Origin of the sequence: Proteus myxofaciens ATCC 19692 (assembly GCF_001654855.1) — a bacterium.
Taxonomy (GTDB): Bacteria; Pseudomonadota; Gammaproteobacteria; order Enterobacterales; family Enterobacteriaceae; genus Proteus; species Proteus myxofaciens.
On sequence record NZ_LXEN01000038.1, the window covers coordinates 16,625 to 29,395 of the forward strand.

Annotated in this window: 23 protein-coding genes; all 23 read right to left on the bottom strand. The window is 42.2% G+C overall.

Annotated features, from left to right (window positions below; all coding sequences use genetic code 11):
• Nucleotides 1-441, bottom strand: a complete 441-nt coding sequence (locus tag M983_RS04195) for a hypothetical protein (RefSeq protein WP_066747491.1) — start codon at nt 439-441, stop codon at nt 1-3.
• Nucleotides 442-444: 3 nt separating this feature from the next.
• Nucleotides 445-1,836 (bottom strand): DUF2213 domain-containing protein, encoded by a 1,392-nt coding sequence (locus M983_RS04200; RefSeq protein WP_066747494.1) that lies wholly within the window; start codon nt 1,834-1,836, stop codon nt 445-447.
• Nucleotides 1,837-1,854: 18 nt separating this feature from the next.
• A complete protein-coding gene (locus M983_RS04205) occupies nt 1,855-2,106 on the bottom strand; it encodes a hypothetical protein (RefSeq protein WP_066747496.1) in 252 nt (83 codons plus the stop codon).
• Complete coding sequence (locus M983_RS04210) at nt 2,106-3,113, bottom strand: phage minor head protein (protein WP_066747504.1); 1,008 nt, start codon at nt 3,111-3,113, stop codon at nt 2,106-2,108. Before M983_RS04210 ends, M983_RS04205 begins: the two co-directional genes overlap by 1 nt.
• Nucleotides 3,067-4,509, bottom strand: coding sequence for an anti-CBASS protein Acb1 family protein (locus M983_RS04215; protein WP_066747663.1), 1,443 nt, complete (start codon nt 4,507-4,509; stop codon nt 3,067-3,069). The genes M983_RS04210 and M983_RS04215 overlap by 47 nt, the downstream gene beginning before the upstream one ends.
• An 11-nt stretch (nt 4,510-4,520) precedes the next feature.
• Nucleotides 4,521-5,753, bottom strand: coding sequence for a PBSX family phage terminase large subunit (locus M983_RS04220; RefSeq protein WP_066747507.1), 1,233 nt, complete (start codon nt 5,751-5,753; stop codon nt 4,521-4,523).
• Nucleotides 5,734-6,162 (bottom strand): DNA-packaging protein, encoded by a 429-nt coding sequence (locus tag M983_RS04225; protein ID WP_066747509.1) that lies wholly within the window; start codon nt 6,160-6,162, stop codon nt 5,734-5,736. Before M983_RS04225 ends, M983_RS04220 begins: the two co-directional genes overlap by 20 nt.
• Nucleotides 6,163-6,207: 45 nt before the next feature.
• Complete coding sequence (locus M983_RS04230; protein WP_066747511.1) at nt 6,208-6,414, bottom strand: hypothetical protein; 207 nt, start codon at nt 6,412-6,414, stop codon at nt 6,208-6,210.
• A complete protein-coding gene (locus tag M983_RS04235) occupies nt 6,411-6,995 on the bottom strand; it encodes a BRO-N domain-containing protein (protein ID WP_066747513.1) in 585 nt (194 codons plus the stop codon). The genes M983_RS04230 and M983_RS04235 overlap by 4 nt, the downstream gene beginning before the upstream one ends.
• A gap of 161 nt (nt 6,996-7,156) precedes the next feature.
• Nucleotides 7,157-7,609, bottom strand: a complete 453-nt coding sequence (locus M983_RS04240; RefSeq protein ID WP_066747515.1) for a lysis protein — start codon at nt 7,607-7,609, stop codon at nt 7,157-7,159.
• Nucleotides 7,606-7,998, bottom strand: coding sequence for a M15 family metallopeptidase (locus M983_RS04245; RefSeq protein WP_066747518.1), 393 nt, complete (start codon nt 7,996-7,998; stop codon nt 7,606-7,608). The genes M983_RS04240 and M983_RS04245 overlap by 4 nt, the downstream gene beginning before the upstream one ends.
• Nucleotides 7,995-8,300: a phage holin family protein gene (locus M983_RS04250; RefSeq protein WP_066747522.1), complete on the bottom strand. Its 306-nt coding sequence runs from the start codon at nt 8,298-8,300 to the stop codon at nt 7,995-7,997. Before M983_RS04250 ends, M983_RS04245 begins: the two co-directional genes overlap by 4 nt.
• A gap of 445 nt (nt 8,301-8,745) precedes the next feature.
• Nucleotides 8,746-9,249, bottom strand: a complete 504-nt coding sequence (locus M983_RS04255) for an antiterminator Q family protein (RefSeq protein ID WP_066747524.1) — start codon at nt 9,247-9,249, stop codon at nt 8,746-8,748.
• The gene (locus M983_RS04260) at nt 9,246-9,437 is read right to left on the bottom strand and encodes a hypothetical protein (protein WP_066747526.1); all 192 of its coding nucleotides are present in this window, start codon (nt 9,435-9,437) and stop codon (nt 9,246-9,248) included. Before M983_RS04260 ends, M983_RS04255 begins: the two co-directional genes overlap by 4 nt.
• Nucleotides 9,427-9,792: a RusA family crossover junction endodeoxyribonuclease gene (locus M983_RS04265; RefSeq protein ID WP_066747529.1), complete on the bottom strand. Its 366-nt coding sequence runs from the start codon at nt 9,790-9,792 to the stop codon at nt 9,427-9,429. Before M983_RS04265 ends, M983_RS04260 begins: the two co-directional genes overlap by 11 nt.
• Nucleotides 9,789-10,079: a DUF1364 domain-containing protein gene (locus M983_RS04270; RefSeq protein WP_066747532.1), complete on the bottom strand. Its 291-nt coding sequence runs from the start codon at nt 10,077-10,079 to the stop codon at nt 9,789-9,791. Before M983_RS04270 ends, M983_RS04265 begins: the two co-directional genes overlap by 4 nt.
• Nucleotides 10,045-10,194 (bottom strand): protein NinF, encoded by a 150-nt coding sequence (locus tag M983_RS18100; protein ID WP_157091927.1) that lies wholly within the window; start codon nt 10,192-10,194, stop codon nt 10,045-10,047. Before M983_RS18100 ends, M983_RS04270 begins: the two co-directional genes overlap by 35 nt.
• Complete coding sequence (locus M983_RS04275) at nt 10,191-10,478, bottom strand: hypothetical protein (protein WP_083954547.1); 288 nt, start codon at nt 10,476-10,478, stop codon at nt 10,191-10,193. The genes M983_RS18100 and M983_RS04275 overlap by 4 nt, the downstream gene beginning before the upstream one ends.
• Nucleotides 10,475-10,906: a hypothetical protein gene (locus M983_RS04280; RefSeq protein ID WP_066747535.1), complete on the bottom strand. Its 432-nt coding sequence runs from the start codon at nt 10,904-10,906 to the stop codon at nt 10,475-10,477. The genes M983_RS04275 and M983_RS04280 overlap by 4 nt, the downstream gene beginning before the upstream one ends.
• Nucleotides 10,903-11,109 (bottom strand): hypothetical protein, encoded by a 207-nt coding sequence (locus M983_RS04285; RefSeq protein WP_066747538.1) that lies wholly within the window; start codon nt 11,107-11,109, stop codon nt 10,903-10,905. Before M983_RS04285 ends, M983_RS04280 begins: the two co-directional genes overlap by 4 nt.
• On the bottom strand, nt 11,102-11,545 hold the full coding sequence (locus tag M983_RS04290) for a YbcN family protein (RefSeq protein ID WP_036976915.1): 444 nt from the start codon (nt 11,543-11,545) through the stop codon (nt 11,102-11,104). The genes M983_RS04285 and M983_RS04290 overlap by 8 nt, the downstream gene beginning before the upstream one ends.
• Nucleotides 11,546-11,702: 157 nt before the next feature.
• Nucleotides 11,703-11,897 (bottom strand): Lar family restriction alleviation protein, encoded by a 195-nt coding sequence (locus M983_RS04295; RefSeq protein ID WP_066747541.1) that lies wholly within the window; start codon nt 11,895-11,897, stop codon nt 11,703-11,705.
• Between the two features lie 19 nt (nt 11,898-11,916).
• Nucleotides 11,917-12,771 carry an ATP-binding protein gene (locus tag M983_RS04300; RefSeq protein WP_066747545.1) on the bottom strand — a complete coding sequence of 285 codons (855 nt, stop codon included), beginning with the start codon at nt 12,769-12,771 and terminating at the stop codon, nt 11,917-11,919.

Genomic DNA, 12,771 nt, shown 5'->3' on the forward strand with positions numbered 1-12,771 from the left:
TTACTTGAACACAACACGAACCAGCTCACCGTCTTTCACAGTTAATGCTGAATCTTCTTCGACATAGGCAAATACTGCTTCACCTTCTGCACCCGTTGCCAGTGTGATTTGACCATTAGCAACAATAACCGCTTGGCCTTTCTTGTAGGTACCAGCAGCGGCACGCACATTTAAGAACAGGCCTTGCATTGGTTGAATTGCCACCACCCAATCACCCGCTTTGATTGCATCATCAACCGTCTGGCAGCGCAGATAATCAAAGTTGGCCACATACAAAATGCTCGCTTCTTTACCATCAACCGATGGCGTGAATTTAGCAGTGGTCTCATCATAGAAACCGATAACACCCGCTTTAGTGTCAGCCGCAGCCGCACCTTCACGGTGTAGCAATGGGTTAGTGAATACACCACCCGCATGAATTACACGTTTTTTATTCGCCATGTTTTACTCCGGCATATCTGAAACTGATTGAGATGAATTGGCTTGTTGGAATGAACCATTCAGACCATGAGATACATTGCATTGAGCGTATAGTTCTTTCAGTGGGTCGCCACTTAGTGCGTTAACCGCGATATCTGACATGGCGAATTTAGCTTTCACAGCATCACGCATAGCATTTACTTCTTTGTCTGCGCTGGCGTTTAACTGCGCTTGAAGTGGAGCGATTGCGGCATTTACAGCGGCTGTGATTTGTTGCTGTAGTTCACTGTTGTTCGCAGTGTCGGATTTATCCTTTTCCACTTTCTCTTTTTTCTCACGCGCAGCTTTTTCTTCTGGCGTTTCCTCTTTCTTTTCTTCGGCGTTCATTTGGTTGTACGCATCCAGTAATTCAGCATCAGATTTACCTTCTATTTCGATGCCTTTCGCCTTCAGCGCATTCGTGATGATTTCTTTCATCGGGTTAGTTTCCTTATTGGTTTTAACTTCGTACTCTGTTGGCTTGCGCACAACTTCGATAGGCTCACCAACGAGTTCGGCTAGGCCGTTTTCGTCAATGAGATATTTTTGTTGGTATGTTTTCCCTGACGTGTAGTAGATGAATTTGTCAGGCCAGACGCTCTCTGGATAAGGCCATTCGTCTTTTGGGTATACTTCTTTTAAAGCAGTACGTAATGCAGAATGTATTTCATCAAACGAAAGTGAGCTGTTAGCGAAAAAGAACTTAGCTTTGTTGATTAAACCTTCTTGTGTGCAGTTTGCCGCATCAATGAGTTCTGTCGCTTCAGTTTCTAACTTCTCACCCTCACTATTCACGAACATTCCCACGCCATCTTCTGGCGTAGCTGCTCCTGGTTCCGAAGCGGGCAAAATAGCGATGTGATCAAATTGCATGTTTCGGGCTACCCATGTATAGGCTTTACCCTTTGACTTGCCTTTGTTCTGTTCGCGCTGTAGCAATAACCCCGTTGATACATGAATGGGGTCAGCACTGTTTCCTGCGACAATGCCATCGATTCGGGATAAGAATTCCTTCCCTTTCTCGCAGCCATCAGCAAATCGACGATTTACTTTCACATCCATGATGACCTTTTCGCCATCCTTACGGACGTTTTCGGCCCATGCCCCAATGTGATATTGGTTTACTGCCCGCGGCATGTCTGCCGATACATAATCAGTGCCGATTTTAGGATGACCATATGGACACTGCCGCCCCTCCATCGATTTAAAACTACTGTTAATTTCACTGGCTGGATATAAGCCCCCATTCATCACAACATCATCGATGACAGGCACAACGCCGCGAATGACGATATGCTCATCACCATCGATAGTTTCAGTTGAGATATTGGAGGAATTGACAGCCAGTGATTTAACATGAATGCTGGATAGCTTCATGTGTTGGCCTCTTATGGATTACTTCAAAGAAAAGTTTGTTTCGATTTCCTGCTTTTCTACCTTACTAAATCGACCTATTACCAAGTTACCTTCACGATTTTGAACTTCGACAGTCAACGTCATTCTCACAATGTCGCGGCAATCGCTTTCAACGCTACAGCTAATGATACCTCCGATAACTTTTCCATCAGATGTGCAGGCGGTAATTCGACCGTTATGTGAGATAGGGATTAATCCATTAACTATTTGATTCTTAATAATGTCAGCCATTATTCAGCCTCTTTGTTTGTTAGCTTTTCTTCCCACTCATCACGCGACTGAATGAGCCTGTCTAAAATGCTAGGGTTATGCAGCGTGCCATCTTCATTAAGCAATACTGGTTGATTAGCACAGTAGCAGTTATAACGATTGCCATTGATTGAGTAGAAGTACTCCACTTCCTCAACAGAAAATATCTTCCCGCTACGTGCTGCATGGCTTGGCCTGGTGGTTGGCTTAAGTGCTGATATCCATAAGATGCCAGTTTTCAGCCCTAACCTTTCACTAGCCCATGTCGTTTCGTTCCAGTTTGCTCTACGAAGTGCGCCTACTTGCTCTGTTTGCGCTATAGCCTTTGCTCGGGTCATCGATACATCTAACCGCTGACTAACTATCCGCGCTGTTTCGCGTGGATTTATGCCTCTAGCTATCGATGTACCGATAACATTAGCCAAGTCAGTGCGTGCAGCATCAGACAGACCGCGCCAATCGCTATATGTAGAGATAAACGCCGCTGCAACCTGATTTTGATAGGCAGGCTGTGACAGTAGGTAAGTAAGTGTTGTTTGCTGTGCATAGACTTCGGATTGAACGGATAAGTTAGTGTAAGCATTCAAGGTGCCACGCTCATACTCATCAGATACATACCCAAACGCCCACAATCGCTCGTCGCCACCTTCGAGTAGGTAGTCATCAAGTATTGATTGCAGTCTTTCAAGGAATCTAGCGTACTCTGTGGGTCGCTCCGCTAGGTCATATACATAAACGCCCGCATTAACCTTAAAAATCGTGTCAGGATCATCCTGTGAGTTTTTAGAGAGTATGTAGCTTTGAGTGGGTGATTGCGTTTTCTCTCTGCCAACAAATGACAGGTCGAAGAGTTGCTTGAGTGCTTTCTTGAGTTCGTAATACCGATTATCAATATCACGGAACATCTTTCTAACTTGCCGTCCTGATTGTGTTGGGTCGGCCTTATTCCTTGGTATTATCGGCGACCCTATCTTTTGATTCTTCATCATCGACTAACGGGTCTCCTTTGGTGCCTGACTCTGGCGGCTCGCTGTTCTCAAATTCTGGCAATGTTGGATACTCGCCAAGTGCCCTAATCTCGTTCTCCATTAGAACTGAGCGCCCGAATGAGTTTTGCGTCTTCATTGCAACATCAGCAGCCTTACTCATGTTATCCAGCTTTTCAGATTGGCTAGGCGCGAGCAAATCAGACCAACTTACTGTTATCTCATCTTTTTGCTCAATAATGCCAAGTTTTCCAAATTGGTGGATCAGGCCAGTAATGACTTTTGAGAGAAACCCTTCACGCCTTGATTTACAGGTTCTAGCCCAATCTTTCATGTCCTCAGTTGAAGCGCGTTCACCTGTAATCTGACCAATAAGCACCTTAACAGGCATGTTGATTGATGCCGCAAACTCAGCTAACAATGTACGCCATGTTGGTTCGGGATCGGCAGCAGCAACAGAAAGCACGCTTGCCGAGCCTTCTTGCATTAATACTGAGGCATCAATGCTTTGATTTAGCCGTCGAACCTGCTCATCAAGCGCATCTGGAAGCCCTTCTATATTCGTTCCTAACGCCTCTGCTAGTGCATTAAAATCCGTTTCTTTACTGAATGCGTAGTTAAGTTGTCTGCTGGCATTTTTAAGAAATCCCTCTGCACTACCACCAGAAACCTTTTCTATGTCGAGTAGTTTGTTGTAGCCTTTTCTCAGTAAAGATACGCCGGATGCCATTTTACCATCAGCAGCACCTTCAATAAGTGTTATAACTCTATCAGGATGAATATCAATTATTCGAGATGGTGACCCGTCACTATCATCTCCCACTGCCATTTCAGTAAACGAATACATCGTTGGCATGGAGTAGTTTTCGCTTTCTTGGTCTTCATCCCAAGTTTTAACATCAAGCTGTGCTTCCCATGCGGGGATTAAACGAACAATAGCCTTATCTTTTAGTTTTTTAACAATACTAGCATCTACTGGCTCATTCCAGGGTCTGTTATCTTTAATCTGAATGATTAAGCCAGAATATCTACCAATTAAATTGCGCTTATCAGCCTCTACAACCTGTTCCCAGTGTTTTTTGAGTAGCTTATTAAGGCCTTTATCCCATTCAGTTGAGCCGTCTTGGTCTGCCTCTTCGTCCCCTTCGAATATTTCAGGGTAATCAATCCAACATCCAGATATGTATCTATCAACCGCAGCACCGCCTAGCGCATTTCGATCATATAGCCTGTAAAAATCATCAAAGTTTAGATTTTCAGGCCAGCCAAACTCATTCCATATTCGAGGCCTTTTAGTGTTGCCAGTGCCTAGCGACTGAACGTAAGACATTCTAGCTCTTTGTACGGCTTTCAATGCGTTATTAACCGCTAATGACAGCCGTTGTTGATTTACTTCCATTTTTGCCCTCATTAACGTTTTCTAACTAACATTCCAACTACAGATTTTTGTGTGATATACCCATCCAGCCCATATCTAACTGCATCCCAGCAGTGGTTGTTCTTATCCTCAATAACGGGAAGAACCTCACCTGTAATCCGGTCTGTTTTATACGAGTAAAGACGGGCTTCTTTTGCTGTTTCTTTACAGCGAGGATGAATGATTATCTGCTTGAATCCGCGTAGATGTGTGATGCCATCTTCTACGCTACCTTGCCATTTCTTGGCAGCAGAGATATTGAAACCTTGGCGTTTTAAATAACTGATTGTTTCAGGTCGCGCGGAGTCTGCTTTAATCGGCCACTTACGGGATTCTGGTATCTTGTCGTAAAACGCTGGCATATGGTCAAGCTCAACGCCTACACCATAAACCTCATATTCGATATACAAGCAGTCATTTAGAATAAACTGGCGTAATAATGTATTCGGGTCTTTGGCAAAACCGAAATCTGCACCGAATAGCAATCTGTCTGCTTTCTGCCATAAATCATCAGGGAATGATTGAACTACGTATTTATTCGCCAACACTTGCTTGTCGGAGTTTTCAAGATAAGCGCCTTCCCATATCCATGCGTAAGTGTTTGGATCTAAGCGTGATTGATCGCTCAAACGTTCCTCTTCAAGCACTGACGGAAACCACGGATTATCGTCATAATTCATTTCAACAATCATTGAGTTATCTGGTGGGCTTTTACAGAAACGCTTATCAGTGGCGCTACCGTCACGCTCAGGGTTCCATGTTACCCATATTTCAGAACCTTCCTCACGAACAGTCGGGATCAGCTTTGACCATGCTATTTCAGATACTGATTCAGCCTCATCAATCCAAGCTATCAGTATTCTTGCCTTAGATTTGATGCTGTCTAAGTTATGACGCAAGCCAGAGAATACATACCAGACTTTGCGATTCTTGGCTCGAATGAAGTTATCACCAATTTCGTAGTAATTATCTAGCCACGGCTCTGAGCGGATAGCCTGCTTAACTTCTTCCATCGAAGAATCGGAAAGTGAGTTCATATATTCACGACCGCAGAGAATTACACCCTCCACTCCAGACTCTGCAAACATAACCCCTCGTACAGCGGTCATCTTGGCGAATGTTCTCGTTTTCCCTGATCCTCTCCCACCCTTTGAGCCTCGATATCGGTAATTACCACTGAAAACTGGAATTAATTTAGGCGGTATTTCAATCCTTGCTACCGTCATTATTACCCCCGGCAACCAGAACTATTTTTGTGGGCGCTTGTGACATCGAACCGTCAGATGATTGATGATCAACTTCTTGCTTTTCAGAGTAACCATGATTAGCCAGCATTAGCTTTGTGATTGTTGCGTTAAAGTCGCCAGCCAATCCGCTATTAATTAACTTCATTTCCTGAAATGCCATAATTCCATCTAACGTGTCCGAAAACTCACGGCCTAACTCACTATCTTGCTTTCCGTACTCATAAACTGTTGAGCGAGCTATTCCTAAATAACACGCCAAACCTGCAATACTAGGTATGACCTGACCTTCGTTTTCTTTGTAACCGCCGTACAGGTATTCCTTTGCCTTAGCGATTAGCTCATTAGTCAGCTTGCTAGGGCAACCAACCTGCTTAGATTGTTGTCCCATATCCATTCCTTAAGTTTTTTTAAACACGGACTTTTTCTAGTTTGGTCACACCTTGTCCTTGGCGAACTTACTCGCCCACACTTTGGCGATATGTAAGCAGTCGTCAAACATTCGGCCTTTCTTACTCGCTTGTGAACTTCTGCGATAATGATCTACCGCCATGTAACTTGCACTACGACAGACAGGCAAAGAAAAGCCGAGCTTTTTTAACTCGGCCTGTACGTTCTGTTCTATGAATTGTTCGTGGTTCATGCGGGTTCTTCTCCATCTGGAAATTCGCCCATATCAGGTAAGGTTAGCTGTGACAAATCAATAATGGCTTTCTTTGCCTTTCGTATTTTCTTTAAGTGACGCTTGCGTAAGTTCATTAAGTCACTACCTTTTTTGCCAAAATTCTCAAATGACCAATTGTCAGCCACCACAAGTCTATTTTGCATTTCATTGATAGTTAGACTTTTAAGTTCATCCATATCAAGGTTTGCTAGCCCTGTTTGAGGCTTAGCTTCTTTCTCTGCCAGATCGAGCAACCAGCGACGCAAGGCTTTCGCTACATCTGTATTAGCTAGCATTCCGATTAAATGCGCACCTCTAACAGAGAAGATCCTGACCTTTTTCTTACGTAAGTTGTTGTTTATTCCATTGGTCATTGTTTCAGTGACCATTGTCATGTCATCAGAAAATTCATCTTTATTTGCGTTATATAGATTGGTTACTGACTTCTCATTTTTGTATTCAAGAAGCTTTGCCATCTGAGAACTGGTAAACCAAATCTTTCCATCACCATTATCAAATGGAGTAATTTCGTTACCTTTAAAAACTAATGATTTGCTCATGGTGTATTTCCTTATAGAAAAGCGAACCTGTTCACCAGAAATAACCGCCCCACAGAAAACACCATTAACGGTTTTTCTCAGGCTCGACTTTCTGTAAGGTTCTGTGAGTGTTTTTGATTGCGCGGTGAATGCGCCAGTGAAATGCGTATAAAAAAGCCCCGCTATTGAACGAGGCATTCAGTGTTAATGTAATTCTGCAAATACAAAGTTTGCTGTTCGTTCTCTACTATCATTTCTCTGAGACGTAGATAATCTTGTTCAACTGCTTTGTTAAGTCGTGCGGAGGTTTCATTGCTTCCGCTTTCGGTGGGATTCTCGGTGACTGCTGGACACTCGGCTTTGACGTACACCCGCTTAGAACCAGTGTTAACAGCATCACGAAGAGTATTGATTTCATTCTTTGCACTGGCTAACTCCTGAGTGTATTTAATATCGAGTTGGTTTAATCGAGTGATACGGGCTTGGTAGTCTTTGTTGATGTCGACTTGTTGTGATAACTGAAGGGTTGCTGTGTTGTAGTCTTTGCTTAATTTGTTGTAATCATCTATTACCCACCAGAGCCAGAATGCCGATATTGCCAATAGTCCAGCCAATACCTTAGCCATTATTGTCATGCGGGTATCTCAACATGTGGACAGTCTATAAATTTAGTTTCAATTGGTAATGATGGATCATTCTTCCAATTAATACCGAAACGTAACTTAACACCTAACTCGTCAGAGGCTTGTTTAACTGCTTCCAGTAAAGGCTTGAACTCTTCAATCTGCCACTTTGTATTGACGGGAATAATATCGACTGCATGACCTGTTATGTGACGACTGCTCATCGTTTGTGATTTACCCGTAGCAACCATTTCTTTTTGTCGCGCTTGAGTTCGCAATCCCTCAATAACAATAAAATCGACAGGCGTTATTTCTAAAGCTCTACGAATAACTCTCACTAAGTCAGAATTAACATCCTTGAGATTATTTTCACTGCGCTGACTGAATTTAAAATTAGTCACCTTTTACCTCCTGTAAATTTATCCCAGAAGAAATCCAATGCTAAAGAGCCAGCAGAACCACATAAGCCAGCCGTAAATAATGTGTAGTAGAATGAGGCGTTAAGCTCTATTGATATAAGCCCTCCCATCATTCCAGCAAAGCCAGATACGAACATTTGCATAATTGCCCCTACCCAACTCCACCGATAACCATTGCGTTTATTGTCGATAATATACCTAGCCAATCCGCCGTATAGGGAGATAGCGAATATGACACCCCATGCGGTGGCACTGAATTTATTGTTTTCATCCATTCGTGTCATACCGCCTCCTTTCTGGAGGAATTTAGTTAATAAGGTGCCGACTCACAGCTCTTATATGAACGTGATAACGAGGGTAATTGTTCTGTGGTCGGCATATACGAAAAAAGACCGCCTAAGCGATCTTCAAAATGAGTTGTTCGGAATAACCGAACATGTGAACTTGTAATGACTACTTACATGTTTAATTAGCGTTATGGGAATCCCCATAACGGAATAATATCAATAGATTACTCCCTCGAATTCGAGGTAATTAAAATAGAAAGGGACACCAGATATCCGTCGACCAAAACATCATCTGGTGTCCCTAATCACACAACTCTCCAAAATCAAGAGTGCGCTAGATAACAAAAAACCCCGCCGAAGCGAGGTCTTGAATTAGGTAAGTAAACTTAAGAGTCACGTAAAGCAACTTACCTTATAATTGTTGCTCATTTGCTCATTTATGTCAATAGCAAAGTTCAGTTATTTTCTTCACTTTAGCTACACGTTTACGATTATTCATTGCATTTCGCAGAGGTTCATGCAATAACCACTGTGTAGCTTTGAGTTTTTCATCAACCTCTCGCCTTAATGTAATTAACGCAGGTTTCTTTAGCTTCCCTCCCGACCTTGTATTCATTTTGCGTGGTTTTGCAACTCGGTGATAGTAAGATGCAATCGACAACTTAGATGAGCCATGAGCGTAATAACTGAGTAATATTCCATAAGCCTGTTCGTCAGTGGCGATGATTGAATCTACGACCTGAGAAATCAACATTCCTTCATCGTCATTGCACATAGGTCTTGATGGGTTTTTACTTGGCTCTACTGTTTGCATGAATTTATAAATCATGTTGATCATGCGAATATCGATACGGCCAGAATATACCCAAGCACCCCACAAATTTAACCAACCATCAAGCCAGCGAAATTGCTCATCTGTTAATTCCTTTTCTCCGATATAGCTCATCTCACCTCCGGTAATACTGTGTGATAACTATCATTAGCCGTTGTATATAGAACTCTGACGCCATCCATTAATCCGCATAATATTTCCATGCATTCAGCAATCTGAATTATGCAAAAGTTAACTCGACCACCCGATTGAGATTTTAAATATCTTGCTTCTTCAATAGCTGAGATTAAGTCAGTAAACATCATCTATCTCCCATATCCTGATATCTAATGAGCCGTCTTTAACTTTTTCACCCCAGCCAATCTTTATGCTTTTAAACATACTGTCATCAGCAATTACACCGCTTTGCGTCAGTGCGTCTAATGGGGCTTTAAGGAGGTTGTCTAAGTCACGTTTTCTTCGGTCTGGAGGGTTGGCAACAATCTTGATTTTTAACTTGCCAGATAGGTTGTACTGCTGATTTGCTTTGGTGATTTGATTGATTACTGCATTGTTGAAATCTCTACCTTTCGTGCTTTTTACTTTTCTCCCTCTTGCTATTGTGTATAGATGATTTGTTTGCGGCGGCCACGGTAGTTTTAAATGATACTCGTTCATACCTTAATCTTACCCTCCTTGATGAGAATATCCTGGGTGCGAATAACGCCTTCTAGATGGCATTGTTTTGCGTATTCAGCATCAACATAATGAGTACGCCTATCTGCTTCATCATGACAGGAACTACACGACCAAGCGCCAAAGGCATCATTAGGTTTTATTCCAGTACCGCAAATGCCAGACATTCGATAATGAGCTAAGACGACAGTTTTAGAATTACCATTACATACACCCGGTATTCTTATTTGGCATTCACGGCCTCGAGCTTCTTTGCGTAAGTTCGCCATCTCCCTCTCCTTTCACTATTTCCATCACCTCAAGATGCGGATATTCATTTACACACTCATCGCATACGTAAATTTCCTCATCCGTTAGCTGTCTATTGCATGACATGCAGTTCATTGAACGCCTCGCTTTACCGCACGTTTAGCTTCACGTTTAATGGCAATACCTAATCGCTCTAGCCACTCTCCGTATTTGAGCAGTGCTTCGGTTTCATCACCAATGCGAGGGAATCCATCCATTTCAATATCTACCTCAAACTTTCCAAAGTTATCTCTGGCGATAGATATTTTCTGTTCTAACTTTGTATTCTCACTATTGTAAGTAACGTTATATTCCTTAAGAAATAGGTTTTCGTTTCTTTCAAACTTAACCAGTTCCATTTTTGTTGACTTTGTTTTCACACTCTCACCCCACTTAATAAAGAATCAAGCTTCATCAACATCGGATTACCCATGCCTGCTGTATTCGCCTTTTTGACAAACACTGGACCGCATAAGAAATCATTCATTATTTTTCTAGGTTTCTTTTCTTCAACCTTTTTAGCTTTTGGAAAGAGCGGAAGGTTAGCCAGGCGCTCTTTTTCAAACTGGCTTCTCAGTCGAGTAATTGCATCGTCTGTAACGGCGTAGTTATTGATTGGGCGAGTGCGTTTACGGCTCTTTGTTTCAACATGTTCTACACACTTAAATGCAAGTAACTTTCTTAAAATAGTTCCGACTCTCGCGGGTGTTAATCCTGTTACCGCTGAAATGGTGTTGTGATTAAATGAGATATATTCACGACCAACCACTATCACTTGCGCATAAGTTTTATATTGTTCTTCAGTCATTTTTCAGCCTCCAATTCAATAGCCCGTTTTGCTGATGCCAGCACTTCACATAAATCTTGTTCTTTGTCTTTGTGCCCTCTCAATCCAGCGCAGAGAGCTTTCTTGATTAAATGCTGTAATGCTGGGTTAGTTACTTCAAAGGCTTTTAAAACGTCATACACATCGATTGTTACGCCTTTACATGGTCTGTCGTATTTACTCATTTTGTTTCCTTTTTAATTCCATATATTGAGAGTTATCAGGTATCGTCACGAAACAATTTATACCTACCGCCCAGCGTTCAACCTGTTCCATGAAGTGGAACATTTCACCCGTATCAAGTTTTGATGTTTTCCGAAGTGTTCTTACGCGCTCTGTAAGCTGTGTAGTAACGTCAACCATATCGACCACCTCATAACCTAGGAATGTATGCTTAAGCATTTCCTTAACGGTTTCTGGTGTATAATTGGCGTTGTTCTTACACAGGTATTTGCTTATCTCTGTGCACCACAAATGAAAAGTGGAATTCTGAGATAGCGAACGCTTGTTTTTCCAAGGCTTGATAATGATTCTGTGTGGTTGGTTTGTTGCTAGAACTTCTTTGAGGTGTTGCCATGCGGTATTTTTGGTTGATTCGTGGAAGAGGAAATCTGCTTCCAAGTTACCTCCTGTATTTAATGTTATATCTCCACAGTGTCATGCCACATCGAGAGCAAAAGAAATATGATCCGTCATTACAGCAGTTTTCTTGCTTTTCGAATTTATGACCAGTGAAAAAACATCTGATTGTTGTGATTGCTGAAATGCTCATTTCTTATCACTCACTGTTAGCTCTCCTGTTCCATGCCGCGATTGCCATAGCTATTTTACCTTTCCCAATCATTTGAGCTGATTGTGCATCGCAATTATGACAACGCACTATCGCTGAACGATCAGGGCAATCTTCTTCATACTGACAAAAAGCTTCTACGTTATTACTCCCGCAAAACGGGCATTTCTTAAGTTCATTCATCTAAAAATCCTCTTGCGTGTTAAGCAACTTGCTTTCTGGTTCGGTAGCTATCCCATGTAAAAGCCAGCGTACAACCACCGCCGTCATTCATCCTGTCAATAACTCGCTCTCCAATGAATGCGCCTAATTCCTCTCTGGTTTGGTTGCTGATTAGAATTGTTGGCTTCATCTTCTCGTAACGAGTGTTGATGATTTCAAATAGGATCAACTTTTCCGCCTCAGTGCCAAACTGCACACCAACTTCATCAATGATTAACAAATCTGGTTTTGTGTAAATCCGAATAACTTCAAACTCTGTTTCGGTAGAGTTCTTACTCCAAGTAGATTTAAACTTTCTTGCAATTCGCAAGGCTGTCGTGAACAACGCAGAATTTTGATAATCCTCAACGACACTTTTCGCAATAGCTAATGCCAGATGATTTTTACCCGTACCAGGCTTTCCGCACATCACTAAACCACCGCCATTTTTTAGGCGATCTTCCCATTTTTTAACGTAGGCTTTGCAGACATTGAGATTGTATTGAGCGTCCTTGTTCACAGCCTCGTAGTTATCCAGCGTGCAAGATTTAAAGCGCTCTGGGACATGCAAATCATCAAGGAGTTTCTCAGTGAGTTTCTTTTTGAAACGCATATCTGAATCACGTTGCTCCAGCTTCATGGTTTCTAGTTCTTCCATGAGGCAATGTGGACAAGGTGTTGGTCGTGATGGAATTGATATCACGGTTTTACTTGAGCGAGTTCTAGCTTGATATGCGCCATGCTTCGAGCAGGTCAATTCAACAATCGTTACTTCTGTGTTCGGTATTTCTGCTGGCGGTTTGCTTAGATTTTCAAGTTGCCTTTCGATTTGCTCGATTTTGTCTGATAGGTTCAT